Annotated in this window: 19 protein-coding genes, 1 rRNA gene, 1 other RNA gene and 1 riboswitch; of the genes, 4 read left to right on the top strand and 17 right to left on the bottom strand. The window is 48.7% G+C overall.

The annotated features are described in order from the left end of the window. From QMA39_RS17855 to tadA, 8 genes are all read right to left on the bottom strand, one after another. Positions 1–58 (bottom strand): 16S ribosomal RNA (locus QMA39_RS17855); the annotation flags it as partial. A gap of 422 nt (positions 59–480) precedes the next feature. Next, on the bottom strand, positions 481–744 hold the full coding sequence (locus tag QMA39_RS17850; RefSeq protein ID WP_027955824.1) for a pro-sigmaK processing inhibitor BofA family protein: 264 nt from the start codon (positions 742–744) through the stop codon (positions 481–483). A gap of 71 nt (positions 745–815) precedes the next feature. Next, positions 816–1,037 carry a YaaL family protein gene (locus tag QMA39_RS17845; protein WP_035532371.1) on the bottom strand — a complete coding sequence of 74 codons (222 nt, stop codon included), beginning with the start codon at positions 1,035–1,037 and terminating at the stop codon, positions 816–818. 9 nt (positions 1,038–1,046) lie between these two features. Next, the gene (recR, locus tag QMA39_RS17840) at positions 1,047–1,643 is read right to left on the bottom strand and encodes a recombination mediator RecR (RefSeq protein ID WP_027955826.1); all 597 of its coding nucleotides are present in this window, start codon (positions 1,641–1,643) and stop codon (positions 1,047–1,049) included. An 11-nt stretch (positions 1,644–1,654) separates the two neighbouring features. Then, complete coding sequence (locus tag QMA39_RS17835) at positions 1,655–1,972, bottom strand: YbaB/EbfC family nucleoid-associated protein (protein WP_027955827.1); 318 nt, start codon at positions 1,970–1,972, stop codon at positions 1,655–1,657. A gap of 24 nt (positions 1,973–1,996) precedes the next feature. After that, positions 1,997–3,721 (bottom strand): DNA polymerase III subunit gamma/tau, encoded by a 1,725-nt coding sequence (gene dnaX, locus QMA39_RS17830; protein ID WP_281659467.1) that lies wholly within the window; start codon positions 3,719–3,721, stop codon positions 1,997–1,999. Positions 3,722–3,908: 187 nt separating this feature from the next. After that, positions 3,909–4,174: signal recognition particle sRNA large type (gene ffs / locus QMA39_RS17825), an RNA gene on the bottom strand. Positions 4,175–4,224: 50 nt separating this feature from the next. Further along, positions 4,225–4,704 (bottom strand): tRNA adenosine(34) deaminase TadA, encoded by a 480-nt coding sequence (gene tadA, locus QMA39_RS17820; RefSeq protein ID WP_281659466.1) that lies wholly within the window; start codon positions 4,702–4,704, stop codon positions 4,225–4,227. Between the two features lie 133 nt (positions 4,705–4,837). On the opposite strand from tadA, the gene QMA39_RS17815 reads away from it, so the two are divergent. Next, complete coding sequence (locus QMA39_RS17815) at positions 4,838–6,127, top strand: glycoside hydrolase family 18 protein (protein WP_206935014.1); 1,290 nt, start codon at positions 4,838–4,840, stop codon at positions 6,125–6,127. 16 nt (positions 6,128–6,143) lie between these two features. On the opposite strand, the gene QMA39_RS17810 is transcribed toward QMA39_RS17815, so the two are convergent. From QMA39_RS17810 to acsA, 5 genes are all read right to left on the bottom strand, one after another. After that, a complete protein-coding gene (locus QMA39_RS17810) occupies positions 6,144–6,926 on the bottom strand; it encodes a DUF3891 family protein (protein ID WP_027955831.1) in 783 nt (260 codons plus the stop codon). A gap of 147 nt (positions 6,927–7,073) precedes the next feature. Then, positions 7,074–7,586, bottom strand: coding sequence for a type 1 glutamine amidotransferase domain-containing protein (locus QMA39_RS17805; protein WP_027955832.1), 513 nt, complete (start codon positions 7,584–7,586; stop codon positions 7,074–7,076). Positions 7,587–7,679: 93 nt separating this feature from the next. Next, entirely contained in the window at positions 7,680–8,999 is a 1,320-nt protein-coding gene (locus tag QMA39_RS17800; RefSeq protein ID WP_206935012.1) for a SidA/IucD/PvdA family monooxygenase, read from the bottom strand. Positions 9,000–9,038: 39 nt separating this feature from the next. Beyond that, positions 9,039–10,337: a purine/pyrimidine permease gene (locus QMA39_RS17795; RefSeq protein ID WP_281659465.1), complete on the bottom strand. Its 1,299-nt coding sequence runs from the start codon at positions 10,335–10,337 to the stop codon at positions 9,039–9,041. Between the two features lie 103 nt (positions 10,338–10,440). Beyond that, positions 10,441–12,150: an acetate--CoA ligase gene (gene acsA / locus QMA39_RS17790; protein ID WP_027955835.1), complete on the bottom strand. Its 1,710-nt coding sequence runs from the start codon at positions 12,148–12,150 to the stop codon at positions 10,441–10,443. Positions 12,151–12,379: 229 nt separating this feature from the next. Next, a riboswitch (PreQ1 riboswitch) is annotated at positions 12,380–12,426 on the top strand. 68 nt (positions 12,427–12,494) lie between these two features. On the opposite strand from acsA, the gene queF reads away from it, so the two are divergent. Further along, positions 12,495–12,989, top strand: a complete 495-nt coding sequence (gene queF, locus QMA39_RS17785; protein ID WP_281659464.1) for a preQ(1) synthase — start codon at positions 12,495–12,497, stop codon at positions 12,987–12,989. A 72-nt stretch (positions 12,990–13,061) separates the two neighbouring features. Here queF and aldA read toward each other — a convergent pair whose 3' ends face one another. The 4 genes from aldA to QMA39_RS17765 form a co-directional block, all read right to left on the bottom strand. Further along, complete coding sequence (aldA, locus tag QMA39_RS17780) at positions 13,062–14,513, bottom strand: aldehyde dehydrogenase (RefSeq protein ID WP_281659463.1); 1,452 nt, start codon at positions 14,511–14,513, stop codon at positions 13,062–13,064. A gap of 115 nt (positions 14,514–14,628) precedes the next feature. Then, a complete protein-coding gene (locus QMA39_RS17775) occupies positions 14,629–14,880 on the bottom strand; it encodes a hypothetical protein (protein WP_027955838.1) in 252 nt (83 codons plus the stop codon). 100 nt (positions 14,881–14,980) lie between these two features. Continuing rightward, positions 14,981–15,085 carry a YjcZ family sporulation protein gene (locus QMA39_RS17770; protein ID WP_084163164.1) on the bottom strand — a complete coding sequence of 35 codons (105 nt, stop codon included), beginning with the start codon at positions 15,083–15,085 and terminating at the stop codon, positions 14,981–14,983. A 104-nt stretch (positions 15,086–15,189) separates the two neighbouring features. After that, a complete protein-coding gene (locus QMA39_RS17765; protein ID WP_035532375.1) occupies positions 15,190–15,846 on the bottom strand; it encodes a M50 family metallopeptidase in 657 nt (218 codons plus the stop codon). Between the two features lie 76 nt (positions 15,847–15,922). Between QMA39_RS17765 and modA the strand changes: the two genes are divergently transcribed. Next, a complete protein-coding gene (modA, locus tag QMA39_RS17760) occupies positions 15,923–16,702 on the top strand; it encodes a molybdate ABC transporter substrate-binding protein (RefSeq protein ID WP_281659462.1) in 780 nt (259 codons plus the stop codon). Next, positions 16,702–17,382 (top strand): molybdate ABC transporter permease subunit, encoded by a 681-nt coding sequence (modB, locus tag QMA39_RS17755; RefSeq protein ID WP_281659468.1) that lies wholly within the window; start codon positions 16,702–16,704, stop codon positions 17,380–17,382. The genes modA and modB overlap by 1 nt, the downstream gene beginning before the upstream one ends. Positions 17,383–17,405 lie beyond the last annotated feature (23 nt).

Below are 17,405 nucleotides of genomic sequence, written 5' to 3'. Positions count from 1 at the left end.
GCATGTATTAGGCACGCCGCCAGCGTTCGTCCTGAGCCAGGATCAAACTCTCCATAAAAGTAGTTTGACTTGCTCATTTGCACACCGAATGTGCTTTGTTTCAAATTCCTTCAATAAAGAAGAAATGTTTTGACGTACTGGTTGGTTCGTTCAGTTTTCAAAGATCAAATGTTGTCGGCCGTTTGAAAACAGCGACTTAATCATCTTATCATGTGTTGTTTTTCATGTCAACAACTTTTTTCATTAAGTTGAGAAAGTGTTTGGCTTTCGTTTTTGGCGACAAATACTAATTTATCATGGGAAGCCGTTTGTGTCAACAACTTTTTTCATGATTTGTTTTGGCGTTTTTCAACACTGCGCCGCTCTCTTAAAGCGACAAGTAATAATTTATCACGGATACGAACCTAACGCAATAGTTTTTCGTTATTTTCTCATATTCTTTTTGTTCCACAAATAAAAGCGGCAGGGAACCCGCCGCTTTTATAAAACCCAGATATGAATGGCTGTTAACGATAGTACACCCGGAAGCCCTAAAAGAAGGGACACACCGGCTGTAAATCCATTGATTGGAATATGCAGCCCGAACTGCGCTCCAAACAGATTCACAAAAAACAAAAGAATAACGGCTACAATCAACCGCGTAAGCACAGCCCCCAACCACTTCAACGGCTTCACAGGCATGCCTGTGATTAACAAAAGGGGTACAGCGAGACTCAACAATAGAACGACCAGTATCGGATCCATAAAAAACCCCCTGTCTGATTAACTGCTCTGGAAACAGTATATGAAATCAGACAGGGGGCTAGTACAAAGGTTCAGGATAATGCGTTGATTCCTCTGTATCTTGCTTCTCTTAATAGATAGAAATACTTCGCTTTGACTAAAGCCAGATCGTTCAAACCTTCTTCACTCGGTTCAATGCTTTGTTCGATAATGGTGTTTAAGCTTTCCCATTCGTGTTTCATCTTCCTGATACGAACAAGAAGCTCCTGATCCATTTCTCTTTTTATCTTCTTCTGTTTACCGAACAAATCCATCACCTTCTTCTATAGTTCTCTCCGACCTTCCAGCGCTTTCGACAACGTTACTTCATCGGCATACTCCAAATCGCCGCCGACTGGAAGTCCGTGGGCGATCCTTGTCATCCGAATCCCTGAAGGTTTAACAAGGCGGGAGATATACATCGCTGTGGCTTCCCCTTCAATATTCGGATTCGTCGCCAGGATCAGCTCTTCGACTCCTTCATCCTTCAGCCGGTTAATCAGACTCTCGACGTTGATATCCTCAGGTCCAATCCCGTCCATAGGTGAAATCGCCCCGTGAAGAACATGGTACTTCCCACTGAATTCCTTCATTTTTTCCATGGCGATTACATCCTTAGGATCCTGCACCACACATATCAGTTTTTCATCCCTTGATTCATCCTGACAGATGGAACATGGGTCCTGGTCTGTAATATGTCCGCAGATCGAGCAGTGAGTCAGTTCACGCTTAGCGTTGACGAGGGACTTGGCAAAGTCCAGCACGTCGTCTTCTTCCATCTCCAGCACGAAAAAAGCCAGGCGGACCGCCGTTTTCGGACCGATCCCTGGCAGCTTTGTAAAACTGTCAATCAGTTTTGATATTGGTTCCGGGTAATACATGAGAATTCCTCCTAGAACATTCCTCCAGGCATCCCTTTCGTGAATTGTCCCATAGTATCATTAGTCTTATCGTCCACTTGCTTGATGACATCATTCGTCGCTGTAATGATAAGGTCCTGCAGCATTTCCACATCATCCGGATCGACTACTTCCTCATCAATGACAACATCCGTAATTTCTTTTTTCCCGTTTGCCGTCACTTTAACCATGCCGCCTCCTGCAGAAGCTTCAAAAGTCATCTCATAAAGTTCTTCCTGAGCCTTCATCATTTTCTTCTGCATTTTCTGCATTTGTTTCATCATATTGTTCATGTTTCCACCACCACGCATGGGGCATTCCTCCTTGTGGGATCGTTAGTCCTGGATTTCAATCAGGTCATCCCCGAAGTGTTTTCGGGCTTCTGAAATATGCGGGTCTTCCTGGGGCTGCTGCGGCGTACTTTCTCCGTTTTCCTCCCCGTCCACTTCCGGCACTTCATCCGGAGCCTGTTTCTGCTTCCGGACATATTCTTCTCGTAGTTCCTGCCAATTCTGTTCAGGAATCGGAATGATTGTCATCGGCTTTCCTGCATACTCCGTCAAAAGGGGTTCAATGGTCTTTTGATGCTCCAGAGCCAATGAGCAGTGGATATCATATCGGAAAGCCAGGACGAGCGCCTTCGGTGATGCAGCCCGTGGTTTGCTGTTTAACAGTGTCGCATGAGCCGGCGCGTTCTGCTGCTTGAGCGCCTCCATAAAGTCAGCCCAGCGACTCTGGATATTTTTAATCTCTTCCTTCGAAGCTTCACTCAGGACCTGCCTGATCCGCTCATATGGAACATTATACCCTTTTCTTCCTGATTTTGCAGGCGCACGTTTTTTAGCAGGCTGGGCAGAAGCCTGAGGCGCCGCTCCGCTTTCCTTTAAAGCTGTCAGCTGTTTTTCAAGCTCCTGGATTTTCCCGGACAGCTTTTCGACAGCACTCGAATCAACCGCCTGGGCTGACGGAGGACCGGTCTGTACTTCGACCATGTTCAGCATGGCAATTTCTATGAAGACTTTTGGACTTGTCGTCCATTTCATTTCCTGCTGGCAGTGATTCAATTCACGGATCGCCTGCTGGATCCATCCGGGTGTGAGCTCTGTGGAAAGGGTCCGGAACGAATCATCCGGAATGGCACGTTCCAGATTATGTTCAAGGTCCGGAGCACTTTGATACAGCAGAAGATCTCTTAAATAATAGATAAGATCGAAAACAAAACGGCCCGGATCTTTCCCCTGCAGGATAAGATCATCCACCGCTTCCAGAGCTGACCTGGCATCCTGATCGTTCAAGGCTCTCAAGACAGCGGTAAGCTTCGCCTGCGATACAGACCCCGTCACAGCGAGGACATCGTCCATCGTCACTTCCTCTTCACTGTAGGAAACGGCCTGGTCCAACAGACTTAAGGCATCACGCATGCCACCTTCTGCCGTAAGAGCAATGATTTCCAAAGCCTCAGGTGCCACGGCAATCTCTTCCGCTGCTGTGATCTTCACCATCCGGTCGACCATCGACTTTTGGGAAATCCGTTTGAAATCAAACCGCTGACACCTGGATATGATCGTCAACGGTATTTTGTGTGGTTCAGTCGTCGCCAGAATGAAAATGACGTGCTTTGGAGGTTCCTCCAGTGTTTTCAAAAGGGCGTTGAACGCACCCATGGAAAGCATGTGAACCTCATCAATGATGTAGACCTTGTACGGGACCGCACTCGGGGCATATTTGACTTTGTCCCTGATTTCACGTATCTGTTCCACCCCGTTGTTGGAGGCGGCGTCAATCTCTATGACATCAGAGATGGAGCCATCCTGGATGCCAAGACAGGCATCGCATTCATTACACGGCTCTTTCACAGGGGTGCGTTCGCAGTTGACGGCCTTTGCGAAAATTTTGGCCGCACTCGTTTTTCCCGTCCCCCTGGGTCCGGAAAATAAATACGCGTGTGAAAATTTTTCCTGTACGATTGCGTTCTGCAGTGTCCGCGTAATGTGCGATTGCCCAACGACACCTTCAAAATCCCGGGGACGCCATACACGATATAAAGCCTGGTAGCTCATAAAACCGTTCTCCCTTTTTAGTTTCACCCCCATTATACCTGATAGACATTCCTGCTGTGAACCATTACCGGCAGACAAGAAGACAGTCAGGGGGATCGTCTATAAATGATAGAAAAAAGGAGCCGTTATGAACGTATCATAACGGCTCCCCTTATATGTGAATCATGTGTGTACGACTTATGTAATGCCGTGCACCCACCTTCGATGGCAGAGCCCTAAGCGTTACTTATGGTTGTGGCTCGACCCAGGCACTCCCGCGGCACACGGGAGGGTCAGCTTACTGCTGCTTCCTTCCGGACCTGACAGGGTTCACTGGTTCCCGTTGCGCAGGACCTGAGTGTCAACACCACTCACATAAGGCAGACCTTAAAGCTGTGCCACCTCGGGTGGGAATTCGGCCTCGCTATAGCGGATTGCGAGTACAGGGCACCGCTACCTCCCCGCTTAGCACGGCATAAACAAGTATAGCGATTTTCAGCAAAAAATGCAATGATTTCATGCTGTTAATTATCTACAGCCGGTTTCTTTTTCTTTTTCGACCGGAGGCTGCGGAAAAAATGAGACAGCATCTCCCCGCATGCTTCTCCCAGCACACCGGGCACAACTTCTGATCGATGGTTGAAACGATTATCCTCCAAAAGCTGGTACAAGCTTCCGGCACAGCCGGCTTTAGGATCGGCCGCTCCGTATACGACCCGGGGAATTCTCGACTGCAGAATGGCTCCTGCACACATGGGACAGGGCTCCAAGGTCACATATAACGTGCAGTCCTCCAGACGCCAGCTGCCCTCTAGCTCATTGGCACGCTCAATCGCAATGAATTCTGCATGGGATGAAGCGCGCTGGGATTGTTCGCGCTGATTGTACCCGGAAGCAATCACCTGATTGTCTTTGACGATGACAGCACCAATCGGCACTTCTCCTTCCGCCTCTGCTTTTTCTGCTTCCACCATGGCAAGCTTCATAAAGTGCTCATCTTCCATCCGTACCACCTCCTTTTCCTATAGAAAGACTAATATAAAAAATCCTGTTCCTCGAACCCAGAAAGGGATTTTAAGAATAAATCCGTTTTTTTGTTTCATACATTGGTAAAGGATGAGAAAGGATGTGAGACATGTGCAGATTCATATTGTTCAAGAGGGAGACTCTGTGTATTCGATCGCCCGTCTTTATGATAGTACGCCAAACGATATCATCGAAGCAAACGAATTAGAGACGCCGGGAAAACTTGTCATCGGTCAGGCTCTTGTGGTTCCTATCGTCGGACAATACTATTTTGTTCAGCCGGGAGACCGTTTAAATACCATTGCTGAACAATTCAATATGACGGCGGATCGTCTGGCAGCCGTCAATGGACTGAATACGGACAGCACTCTCGCTGTCGGACTGCGGCTTTATATTCCAGACCAGCCCCCAACACCAATTACGAGCAATGCGTACATTGAACCCTATGGAGGGACCGTCTCCGACACACTGCGGCAGTCAGCAGAGAGCCGGGCCGTGAACCTGACCTATCTGGCCCCCTTCAGCTATGAAATCCAGGAGGACGGCACATTAAAAGCACCCCCGCTCGACAATTTCAAGGAGATTGCCAGGAAAAACGATGCGGTCCTCATGATGGTCGTCACCAACCTTGCTGATGACGGGTTCAGTGCAGAACTGGGCAGGAAAATTCTCAGCGACGAGGCTCTCCAAGACAAACTGCTCGATGAAATCATTCAAATTACGAAACAGGTAGGATTCAAGGATGTCCATTTTGATATGGAATTCCTTCCACCGGATATGAAAGAATCCTATAATCAATTTCTTCGAAAAGCAAAACAGCGGCTTTCCAAGGAAGGACTGCTCATTTCGACAGCGCTCGCGCCCAAAACGAGTGCCGACCAGAAAGGGGCCTGGTATGAAGCCCACGATTATCAAGCCCACGGCGAAATCGTAGACTTCGTCGTCCTGATGACCTACGAGTGGGGATACAGCGGCGGTCCGCCACGGGCCGTGTCTCCGATCGGTCCTGTCACAGATGTTGTAAATTATGCATTGTCAGAAATGCCGGCTCAGAAAATTCTGCTTGGTCAGAACCTCTATGGATATGACTGGACCCTGCCGTACGAACCGGGGGGAGAATTCGCCAAAGCCCTCAGTCCGCAGCAGGCTATTCAGACAGCCCGGAAAAATAATGTGGCGATTTCCTACGACCAGAAGGAGCAGGCCCCCTATTTCACGTATACAGATGGAGAGGGGAAAAAGCATGAGGTGTGGTTCGAAGACGCCAGATCCATACAAAAGAAATTCGATCTGATTAAGGAAAAGAACCTGCTTGGAATCAGCTACTGGAAGCTCGGACTATCCTTCCCCCAGAACTGGGTCCTTCTCAGCAATCAATTCAGCGTGAAAAAGAATCCATAAAAGAAGCCGCTTCTCATCAGAGAGGCGGCTTTTCTTCTTTTCCAACAAAGGTGACCGTGACCGGATCAATATCAGCCTCACGGAAAGCCTCGGTCAATCCACGGCGCTGGATGTCCTCTTTAGACACTCTCCGGTAAGGAATCTGCACATGGAAGGACTGTTCAAATGGAAACGGATCGAGGACGACCTGACGTGCGCTGTCCCACTGAGGATATATCCCCTCCGGCGCAAAATCGAACGCCTGCCTGAACCCGTCCTTAAACCACGGGATTTCCTCTTCCTTCGGTGTTCCCGGTTCCTGCATGCACACATACAAAGAAAGATCATCACAGAACTGAAGGCGTTTGAAGTGAAGATGATAGACGTCGTATGGAATGTCCATTTCCATCCATTCATACAAATCCTTCCGCCGCTTCTCCTCCTGCTTCAGGAATTCAACAATCAACGGTTCATGGCTGTCCTCCTGAAAGAAGGAGGCGTAATGCATGCTGCACAGCATCCCTGCATAAAAGGACTGGGAAGCCACTTCTCCAATTCCGCGCTCATAGGCCTGAAGTTTTTCCTGGAGTGGATAATCGACAAACGTATACGGACGGTTCTTTTCTTCGTTCCATAAAGGCTTCTCATCCAAAGGAATCCAGGCCCGGTCATGCTGGCGGATGGCCCAGTCCGCTTCTTCCCGAAGCTTCGAGCGCAGCAGAAAATGATTTTTCCAATGATCAACGAGGTTTCCCGAAATGCCGGCATGTTCGTGCTGGGGTATCATGATGAAGTGGTCCGTCTTCTCAATAACAATCATAAACGATCCTCCTAGTTCTTCATCCATTATGTAGGCAGACTTGTCCTTCCATTATATAGGATCATACGACCACTCACCACCGCTGGATCCAATGGATAGAAAAAGAGCCGTGGGGGAAATCCCCCCGCGGCCCCATGGTGACGCAGATTATTTAAGAAGTTTCAATGCTTCGCGGTTGAAGGCAGGAATGTCATCCGGCTGTCGGCTGGTCACCAGCTGATCCTGACAAACGACGACTTCCTGGTCCTTATAATCCACGCCGGCATACTCCATATCGACAGCAATCGATTTGAACCCTGTAGCTGTACGGCCTTCCAGTGTTTTGGCTGTAATCAACAGCTGAGGTCCGTGGCAGATCGCGAAGACAGGCTTCTTCTCATCCATAAAATGTTTAGCGAAGGAAACGAACTTCTCATCTCCACGGAGAATATCCGGGGAAAATCCGCCCGGGATGAACAAGGCATCGAAGTCTTCCGGTTTTACATCATCGATGGACGTATCGATTTTGACCGAGGCTTCTCCCTGCTTGCCTTCCACTTCTTTTCCGGCTTCCCATTCGATTGTTGTCACTTCATGACCTTCCTTGGAAAAGGCATCCGCCGGCTGTGTATATTCGACATCTTCAAAATGGGACGTTACGAGACATGCAATCTTACTCATGAAAACTCAACTCCTTGAAAGATTTGTCAATTATTTTTTCCATAGATTGTCTTCCCGTTTGGCAGGCTTTTAAACACCGGTGACAGATTCAGGTTACTTCGGATGCTTCATGGAGAAGGTCTGGAATGTGGTATCCTTTTGATTTTTATACACTTCCCTGCCGGCAATGGTGTTGATGATATGAACATTGCGGTGAACGGAAAGGCCAAGGTTCGTTGCCCCTGCCCCGTGCGAATGCACCAGGTTCGTCAAGGTGAAGAAGTGATGGTCCCGGCCGTCCTTGAATTCCAGCTGGTAGTCACGGGACACCTTATACATCTGATCGGCTTCCCATTCGACCTCATCCTTATAGCGGTCCATAAACCATGACGGAAGATGAGGCTTGTAGCCGGTGGCAAACACCACTTTGTCGGCATGATACGTGTAGTCATACTCCTCCTGCCATTGGCGGCACTGAAGATCATATCCTCCCTTTTCTGACGCTTCAATACCTTTGATCTCTGTCATCGGCTGGATAAGGACACGGCTGTCTTCCATCGCTGTCGTCCGGTGGTACAGTTTTGTATAGAGTCGTGTGAGCGTGTCCGGAGCAATCCCTTTTCGGAGCGGGTCAAGCGTACTCAACGCTTCTTTCCGCTGGTCAAAGCTCAGACTATGAAAATAATCCACATAATCAGGAGTGAACATCTCCTGGGCAAATTTCGCCGTATCAAGCTGGAACAATCCGCCCGATCTCGTCAAAAGCGTCACTTTCATATCACTGCGTTCCTGCTCCTCCAATAGATCGAGGAAAACTTCAAGCGCACTTTGACCGGAACCGATGACCGCTACATGACGCGATTTCAGCAGCTGATCCTTTTGGAACAGGTAACGGCTCGTATGAAGCACATCTTCATTCGGCAGGCGGTCCATTCCATCCAGGACGATCGGTTCGTTCCCAGTGCCCATCACGACGTGCCTGGACCGGTAATGCTTTCTTTCGCCGGTCGTCGTCTCTTCGACAATCACTTCATAGTGCGGCGTCTTTTCTTCGTTATGATCGATCACATCTATGACCGTATGACCGAAATGCAGGCCATCCACCTGTTTGGCCACCCACTGCATATAATGATTGAACTCCTGTCTTGGTATTTCAAAATGGCGGTGGAAGAAAAACGGAAACATACGATTGTGTTCGTGCAGGTAATTGATAAATGTATAAGGACTCTTCGGATCAGCAAATGTGACAAGGTCGGCCAAAAACGGAACTTGAAGATCCATTTTTTCTATGAGCATGCCGGGATGCCAGTTGAATTCGATCGTCTGTTCAAAAAACAAACCGTCCACTTCGTCCGTCTGGTCGGCAAGTGCGGCAAGTCCAAGGTTGAAAGGCCCGATGCCGATACCGATGATGTCTTTGATTTCTTTAGCCATAAAATACACTTCCTCTATCCATCCCGTACGCCGGGATAATTAATTTGGTTCCTTCCATAACTGGTTCAATGTAATGACGAGTACTGTTCCAATGAGAAGTCCATTGCTTAGAAGATTCTGGAGCACACCAGGGAGTCCTGTGAATACGTCCGGCGGCAGAAACATCAGCCCAATCCCGAGCAGAAAGGACAGGCCTAGAATCGTCAGTTTCCGCTGATCGAGTGGTTCCATCGTCAAGTTCGACAAGCCGAGGCCCATCAACTGCACAAACGTAGCTAAAAGCGCTGCATTCGCCACCGGAGCGGGCACGGAAGATATGAACCTGACCACTGGTGGAAACAAAGACAGACCTGTCAGGAGCAGGGAAGCATAAAGGAACGGCTGCTTCCGTTTCTGTCCGGTCAGCTGCATAAATCCGGAGGAGGAAGCCAGTGAGACGTTGGCCACCGCAGAAAAGAGGGCGGTCAGGCCGTGGTTGAGGCCCAGAAAGCCGCTCCCCCGGTTGATCTGATCGTATGTATACCGGGGCTTTCCATATATGGTCTGGCTGACAGCGATAACCGAAGCCACTAAATTCGACAGTAGAATCACTGCAGTAATCAATCCTAAGGGAAGAGTACCGAGAGTCATGGCCGGAGGCCCCCAGGCAAAAACTTCAGGAAGGGCAAACCACTCGACGGCTGTAGATTCAGCACCCTGCGCCGGAACAGCTATTTCATACAATACCCATCCTGCGCTGATCCCAATCAGTACAGCAAAACTTTTCATCCATCCCCGTCCAGTGATAGAAAGCCCAAGAACAAGGGCAAGCGTGACAAAAGCCGTCCACGCATCTGTCCCGTCAATGCCTTCCGCTCCTTCCTGAAGGCCGAGCATCCCTTCAAGAAAGGTTCCGCTCAACTGAATCGTCAGCATAAATAAAAAAGCGCCGGTCACAAAAGGGGTAAAGACGAACAAAACCCGGTGGGACAATTTGAACAAGCCGAATAAAACTAAAAACAGTCCGGTCCACAGCATCGTCCCCTCCAGCACTTGAAGCGTCTCCATATAGGTATCCCCGTTCTGCTTTCCACTGAAAGCCATAACGGCGAAAATACTGATCCAAATACCGGCCGGACCTTCCATGATCGGAAGCTTATGACCGATCACTCCTTGAAGAAAGGATGCCGCCCCTACTACAAATAACGTCCGCTGCATCAACCCGGCAACCTCCGGAAAGGAAAGGCCGAACAAAGAGCCGATCACGATCGGCAGGGCGACAGCACTTGCCAGAAGAAACACAAACCACTGAACGGTTTCCAGCGTCTCTGTCATCCAATGCGTTGATTGATTTTCCATTCTATCCACCTGCTGTCTACACTGATTTTTTCTACAAAAAACGTCATCGTTCCACGTGAAACGACAAATAGAAAAGCACAGCGGAAGGCTGTGCTTTTCCTGCTTATTCTTCTAATGTGGACGTATCGCCTGTCGGAAGCCCGAGCTCCCACGACTTCAGTAACCGCCGCATGATTTTACCACTTCTCGTTTTCGGTATCGTGTCCTTGATTTCAATTTCACGAGGGGCGGCATGGGCGCTGAGTCCCTTTTTCACAAACTGGCGGATTTCCTCCAGCAGCTCATCGGACTGCTCGTATCCATCCCTCAGTGTAATAAAGGCTTTTATAATTTCGCCCCGCTCTGGATCTGGTTTACCGATGACACCAGCTTCTGCCACCGCTTCATGTTCAATCAGTTTACTTTCCACCTCAAAAGGCCCTACGCGTTCGCCGGACGTGTTGATGACATCATCCAGACGGCCCTGGAACCAGAAGTATCCATCTTCATCCTTATAAGCACTGTCCCCAGAGACGTACCAGCCGTTCAGGAAGTAGCTTTCGTACTTTCCGGGATTGTTCCAGACGGCACGCATCATGGACGGCCATCCTTCTTTAATAGCGAGGTTCCCCATCTGGTTGTCCGGGAGTTCGTTTCCTTCGTTATCTACGATGGCTGCCTCAATACCCGGGAACGGTTTACCCATCGATCCCGGACGAATATCCATTGCCGGATAGTTACAAATCAGCATCCCGCCGGTCTCCGTCATCCACCACGTATCATGGATCCGCAGATCAAAGGCGGATAATCCCCATGTCACAACTTCAGGGTTCAATGGTTCTCCCACACTCAATACGTGTCGGAGTGATGATAAGTCATGCTTTCCTGCCGCGTCTTTACCAGCGCTCAACAATTTACGGAAGGCTGTGGGCGCCGAATACCATACCGACACATCATGAGCCGCAATCGTTCCGTACCAGTCATCCGGGCTGAAACGTCCACCGCGGATCACGTTGGTCACTCCGTTCAGCCACGGAGCGAATATTCCGTAGCTTGTACCGGTCACCCACCCGGGATCGGCGGTACACCAGTACACGTCGCCTTCCTTCAGATCGAGCACCCATTTTCCTGTTTGATAGTGCTGGATCATCGCATTGTGAACGTGGTAGACACCCTTCGGCTTTCCTGTTGAACCGGAAGTATAGTGAAGGAGCATTCCATCCTCCAAATCGACCCATTCCACATCGAAAGATTCAGAGGCGGCCTTCATTTCCTCTTCATAGGAAATGTAGTTGCCAGGCGCTTCCCCGCCCACAAGGACAATCTGCTTCAAGTGCGGCAGATCATCGGCCGGTACACGCTCCAGCAAATCCGGAGTTGTGATCAGCATCGTCGCTTCGCTGTCCTCCAGACGATCTCGGACCGCCTGCTCCATAAAGGCTTCAAACAACGGGCCTGCGATCGCTCCCACCTTCAAAATACCAAAGAAGGCCGCATAAAATTCCGGGCTTCTCGGCATGAAAAGGAAGACACGGTCCCCTTTTTCTATATGGTGTTTTTTCAACACGTTGGCAAATTGGTTACTTTTTCTGCTCAGGTCCAGGAAACTCAGCGTTTCCTTCCTGTCCGGTGCGGAATAGATCAACGCCGGCTGATCTTTCTTGTCCGGATTTTCCGCATGGCGGTCAATTGCTTCATAAGCGGCATTGACCCGTCCGGTCTCGTTCCAAGTAAAATGCTGCTTTGCATCGTCCCATTGAAAATTTTCATACGTCTGCTTGTAGTTTTCCATGTTGTGATTGCCTGATCGAGCTGGAATTGGCTGCATGTCCATTAAATCACCTCATTAGAATGTTTTTTGTAAACGTTTTCTGCATGTGGCAAAACAAAGCTCTGAAGGAAATCAGAGCCGCGCATTTTTTCTGAAAATTTCACGAATTACTTCTATTGTAGGGGATTATGAATGATTTTTAAAGAGTATTCTCCAAAGATTTACAGAAACGGGGCGGATGCCGTAGGAAATTGACAGGTTTCTCCTCCCTTCTATATAATAAACCCAACAGAACAAAGAGGTTTCTTAGCCCATCCCTCTATAAAAAACTAAGGATGTAGACGACACAAGCCGTTGCCCTTAGAGGCAGCGGCTTTTTATTTTACTTAAATGGAGGAGACGATATTATGTCAGGACGAAATGAAGAGGAGCTTCCCCTTTCCTTACTCGGAAATCAGGGAACAAGCTATTCGTTTGAATATGATCCGGAGGTACTGGAAACGTTCGACAACCAGCACCCGAACCGTGATTACTTTGTTAAATTCAACTGTCCGGAATTCACCACTCTCTGTCCGAAAACGAGACAGCCGGACTTTGCCACGATTTACATCAGCTACATCCCCGATGTGAAGATGGTGGAAAGTAAATCACTCAAGCTTTATCTGTTCAGTTTCCGCAACCACGGCGACTTCCACGAGGACAGTGTGAACACAATCATGAACGACCTGATTGAACTCATGGACCCGCGCTACATCGAAGTGTGGGGGAAATTCACACCACGAGGCGGTATTTCTATTGATCCGTTCTGTAACTATGGAAAGCCTGGAACGAAATATGAGCAGATGGCCGATCATCGTCTGATGAATCACGATCTTTACCCTGAAAAAATCGACAACCGCTGAAGAAAGACCAAGCGTTCCGTCAAAGACGATCCTATACGAAGGAGCTGCCCCGGTGGGACAGCTCCTTTTGGTTTACTGTTTATCGTTTTTATACTGCATATAGACGACCTGGGTTACGAGGAAGTCTTCCATGCCGTGTTTACCATCGGCACCACCGAGGCCGGATTTCTTCATACCCGCATGATAGCCTTGAACAGCTTCGAAGTTTTCACGGTTCACAAATGTCTCCCCGAACTTCAGCTCGTTCACGACACGCATCGCTTCATTCATATCTTCCGTATAAACAGAAGAGGAAAGACCGTATTCCGTGTCATTTCCTTTTTCAATCGCTTCATCCAGCGTCTTGAATGTGGAAATCGGGATGACCGGACCGAAAATCTCTTCATGCATAATGTTCATATCATGGGTGACATTCGTCAAAATGGTTGGCTTATAGAAGAACCCTTTTTCCATGTCTGCGCGTTCCCCGCCAATTTCAATGTGGGCACCAGCATCCACAGCCTCTTTGACCATGGATTCCACTTCTTCGATGCGGTCCATGCTGACGAGCGGACCAACATCGGCTTGTTTATTTTCACGCGGGTTACCGAGTGTTTTATTTTCGAAGTTATGACGCAGCTTGCTGATCAGTTCTTCTGCGACACTTTCGTGTACATAAACACGCTCGGCGTTCGTACACGCCTGTCCATTATTGGCTAAACGGGAAGTCGTTATGTTTTCCGCCGCTACATCCAGATCTGCGCTGGCTGTTACGATAGCCGGCGCTTTACCGCCGAGTTCAAGGTTGACCTTCGTAATATTCTGAGCAGCCGCTTCCATGACTTTCGTTCCGGCTCCCACACTTCCCGTCATCGTAATCATGTGGACATCTTTATGCTTGGCAAGGGTATTGCCGATCTCAGAGCCTGTTCCTGTGACAAGGTTGTAGACCCCTTTAGGAATTTCCTCCATGCTGTCGATAATTTTCGTGAATTCGACAGCTGTATTCGGTGTCTGTTGACTTGGTTTCAAGACAAGTGTACAGCCGGTAACAAGCGCTGTCGCTACTTTTCTTGCCAGAATAAACATCGGGAAATTCCATGGAACAATTCCGGCTACGACACCAATCGGCTTTTTATAAATGAATATATTTTCGTTTGCACGATCACTTGGGACAATTTCCCCTTCAATGCGGCGGGCCCATTCCGACATATACCGGAAATAATCAATCGCGAGATCTATTTCTCCGCTGGCCAGCTCATAATCTTTCCCTTGCTCTTCCTGAAGGAGATCAATGAACCGGTCACGGTTTTCTTCAATTTTATCTCCAAGGCGACGGACGATTTTACCGCGCTCGATATTCGGAGTCAGTTCCCAGCCCTTCTGCGCAGCAGCTGCTGCTTCCACTGCTTTGTTCACATCTTCCTCCGTCCCTTTGGGAATACGGGAGATGACTTCCTCTGTGGCTGGATTAACGACGTCAATCCACTCTGATCCATGTGACTGTGTATATTCACCATTAATGTATAATTGATGTTCCTTCATTGATGATCCTCCTCCATGCTTTTGTCTCCTTCGTTCCACTTTGTTTCCTCAATTAAACGACAGAATGTGTTAAGTTTTCAGCGGACCATATAAAAAAGCCTTGAACATCAAGGCTTCACCATTCTAGAATATATCCCTTCACCTGCTTCATTTCTCCTGTTTCCACTTTTTGATCTCCTTGAAAATAAGGATGCTCTTCATCCAGGTGATACGTAATCGTTTCCGGGTCCAGGTACAGCTTGTACTCCAGATCTGTGACCTTATGAAGCGTGATTCCCGGTACGGTCGTCTGATCTTCTCCTTCACGGACAAGAAGAATATCAATCTGGTTGTATCCTTCCGTCAGCAGTTGTTCCTTTAAATCCATAGTTGGACTCCCCCGTCCTTTTTTTATAGTTCGTTTTACCCTTCCCGTACCTTTCACAAACTACAAATATGTAAGAGCGGGAAAAAATCCCGCTGTCTATTTAATAACCGTATCCACGGCCGCCCATGTAAGAAGCACCGATAATGATCAAAAGGATGAACAAAACAACCAACAGTGCGAAACCACCGCCGTATCCTCCGCTCATTTCTTCCCCTCCTCTCTTTCCTACCTTATTACCTTATTCAGGCGGATAAGGAAAGACAGGGCAGGTGCGGATTTTGAAAGAATTCCCCACGTGTCTGCACATTTTCAAAAAGTAAAGACACGCTTCAGGGAAAGAAAAGCAAAATAGACAGCCTGAAGAAAGAACAGCACGCCCCATACCGGAGATGGGATGATTCGGAAGGCACGGGCCAGATTGGCGGCATCACCGGCCTGCCCCGGCGACACGAAGCTGATCCACATGATTTCAAACGCACTGGTTACAGACTCCACAAGAACGAGGGAGGCGAGCAGAAGAAGGACATACTGCACAATCGTGTCATGCCCTGTCCGGAGCAGCCAGATAAAACCGGCACCAAAGGTCACAATCCAGAACACTCCATAGATATTCCGCACCCAGAAAAGCAGGTTCACAGCAAGGAAGGCAAGGAGGATGTATATCACCCAGGACCAGTATCCCTTACTGATGAAATAGAAAAAAACAAAGGCTGTGAACGAAGCCGCTATATATCCCGAAAGGCTTGTCACCACATGGCTCAGCCACGAACTATGACCGGTCAGCGTAACACCGGACGTATTCGGGAATAAAGAGATATGTCTCACTTCCCCACCTGTCAATAAAGCTGTGAGAGAATGACCGGTTTCATGTATCATAGTATTCAAGACTGCAAAATATTTCCCTGCAACGGGAAGCTGGGTCAACAAAAGCGCCAGAACCAGCGCGGTGATGATTTGGAGTTTCATTGTATTCAACCTTTCTTTTTCATGGATGTTTTTCTGCCCTGTCACCGAATCAACAAAGGCCGAAAGGAGGCTGTTTATGAAAAAAAGCATATGGGCCGCTTCCGTATTCCTTCTCTTCTTTTCAGCCGGATGCGCGAATGCCAGTGAAAAACCGACCGTGACCATTGCCGCTGCAGCCAGTTTAACAGATGTCATGGAGGAAATCGTTCCTTCCTATGAAGAGGCCTACAACGTCGATGTGACCTTATTATTAGGAAGTTCCGGTAAATTGGCGCGTCAGATTGAGCAAGGGGCTCCCGTCGACGTTTTTCTATCCGCCGATACCCGATGGACGACCTACTTAAAAAAACGTGGATACACAGATGAGGCGCAGATGGAAACCTTTGCGGAAAACCGGCTCGTCGTTATCAGTCATCATGAACACGCAGCGGCAGGCTCCCTGGAGGCATTGAAAAGTGCGGCCGAAGATCAAACAACAGCCATCGGTAATCCCGACAGCGTCCCTGCTGGTACATATACGAAACAGGCGTTGGAAACGATTCACCTTTGGGATCAGATGGAGGATCAGATGGTCTTTGCCGGAGATGTCCGGCAGGTGCTCACTTATGTAGAATCCGGCGACGCGGACTATGGTGTCGTCTATGCCAGTGATGCCTTCACATCCGATAAGGTACACGTCACCGCAGAAGTCGACCCTTCTTTACACGAATCGATCATTTATCCCGCCGCAGTCATCACAAAAAGCCGGACTGAGGAGGCTGCCTCTGACTTTATAACCTTCCTGTCTACAGAAGCAGCCGGTAAAACTTTAGAAAACTACGGTTTTACCGCTATAGGAGATGAAACGAACGAATGATGAGCATCAGTCCTCTCTTCCTCTCCTTAAAAGTAGCAGCCATCGCCACCATCATCGTTTTCATATCCGGGACGCTTGCAGCACGATTGATTTCCCGGAAAATATTTCCCGGGAAAAGTCTGCTGGAATCACTATTTCTTCTGCCTCTTGTCCTCCCGCCGACCGTCATTGGCTTTTGTCTTCTATATGCGTTCGGCAGGAATGGCTGGGCCGGGCGGATATTGATGCACTGGTTTGACCTGCAGGTGGTGTTCAGCTGGACAGGAGCTGTCATCGCTTCCGCCGTCGTCTCATTCCCGCTGATGTATCAAAGTGCGGCGGCTGCTTTTCAAAACTATGATACACAGCTGGAAAATGCCGCTCATAATCTTGGTGCTTCCAGAGGAAAGGTCTTCTTCACGATCGCGCTGCCGCTGGCCTGGCCGGGACTGCTCGCCGGGCTTGTCATGACATTCGCCCGTTCTCTCGGAGAATTCGGAGCAACGTTGATGGTGGCCGGCTATATTCCGGGAGAAACCGACACCATTCCTCTTGCCATCTACTTTGCCGTCGAATCCGGACGGATGGAGGAAGCTCTCCTTTGGGTGCTTACAATTATCGCGCTCGGATTCAGTGCCGTATACTGGCTGCAGACATGGAGCAGACGGAAAATCAATTTTTTCAGGCATCATTCTTCCTGAATGGGCGTTTCTAAAATATATCA

Source organism: Halobacillus sp. Cin3, assembly GCF_947311855.1.
Taxonomy (GTDB): domain Bacteria; phylum Bacillota; class Bacilli; order Bacillales; family Halobacillaceae; genus Halobacillus; species Halobacillus kuroshimensis.
The sequence above is the reverse complement of the archived record's forward strand: the minus strand, read 5'-3'. Positions and strand labels throughout refer to the sequence as shown.

Bases quoted from the DNA above. Each gene is read 5' to 3' on its own strand.
- QMA39_RS17850 (WP_027955824.1), bottom strand. From the start codon at position 744: ATGGATCCGATACTGGTCGTTCTATTGTTGAGTCTCGCTGTACCCCTT.
- QMA39_RS17845 (WP_035532371.1), bottom strand. From the start codon at position 1,037: ATGGATTTGTTCGGTAAACAGAAGAAGATAAAAAGAGAAATGGATCAG.
- recR (WP_027955826.1), bottom strand. From the start codon at position 1,643: ATGTATTACCCGGAACCAATATCAAAACTGATTGACAGTTTTACAAAG.
- QMA39_RS17835 (WP_027955827.1), bottom strand. From the start codon at position 1,972: ATGCGTGGTGGTGGAAACATGAACAATATGATGAAACAAATGCAGAAA.
- dnaX (WP_281659467.1), bottom strand. From the start codon at position 3,721: ATGAGCTACCAGGCTTTATATCGTGTATGGCGTCCCCGGGATTTTGAA.
- tadA (WP_281659466.1), bottom strand. From the start codon at position 4,704: ATGGAAGATGAGCACTTTATGAAGCTTGCCATGGTGGAAGCAGAAAAA.
- QMA39_RS17810 (WP_027955831.1), bottom strand. From the start codon at position 6,926: ATGATTGTTATTGAGAAGACGGACCACTTCATCATGATACCCCAGCAC.
- QMA39_RS17805 (WP_027955832.1), bottom strand. From the start codon at position 7,586: ATGAGTAAGATTGCATGTCTCGTAACGTCCCATTTTGAAGATGTCGAA.
- QMA39_RS17800 (WP_206935012.1), bottom strand. From the start codon at position 8,999: ATGGCTAAAGAAATCAAAGACATCATCGGTATCGGCATCGGGCCTTTC.
- QMA39_RS17795 (WP_281659465.1), bottom strand. From the start codon at position 10,337: ATGGAAAATCAATCAACGCATTGGATGACAGAGACGCTGGAAACCGTT.
- acsA (WP_027955835.1), bottom strand. From the start codon at position 12,150: ATGGACATGCAGCCAATTCCAGCTCGATCAGGCAATCACAACATGGAA.
- queF (WP_281659464.1), top strand. From the start codon at position 12,495: ATGTCAGGACGAAATGAAGAGGAGCTTCCCCTTTCCTTACTCGGAAAT.
- aldA (WP_281659463.1), bottom strand. From the start codon at position 14,513: ATGAAGGAACATCAATTATACATTAATGGTGAATATACACAGTCACAT.
- QMA39_RS17775 (WP_027955838.1), bottom strand. From the start codon at position 14,880: ATGGATTTAAAGGAACAACTGCTGACGGAAGGATACAACCAGATTGAT.
- QMA39_RS17770 (WP_084163164.1), bottom strand. From the start codon at position 15,085: ATGAGCGGAGGATACGGCGGTGGTTTCGCACTGTTGGTTGTTTTGTTC.
- QMA39_RS17765 (WP_035532375.1), bottom strand. From the start codon at position 15,846: ATGAAACTCCAAATCATCACCGCGCTGGTTCTGGCGCTTTTGTTGACC.
- modA (WP_281659462.1), top strand. From the start codon at position 15,923: ATGAAAAAAAGCATATGGGCCGCTTCCGTATTCCTTCTCTTCTTTTCA.
- modB (WP_281659468.1), top strand. From the start codon at position 16,702: ATGAGCATCAGTCCTCTCTTCCTCTCCTTAAAAGTAGCAGCCATCGCC.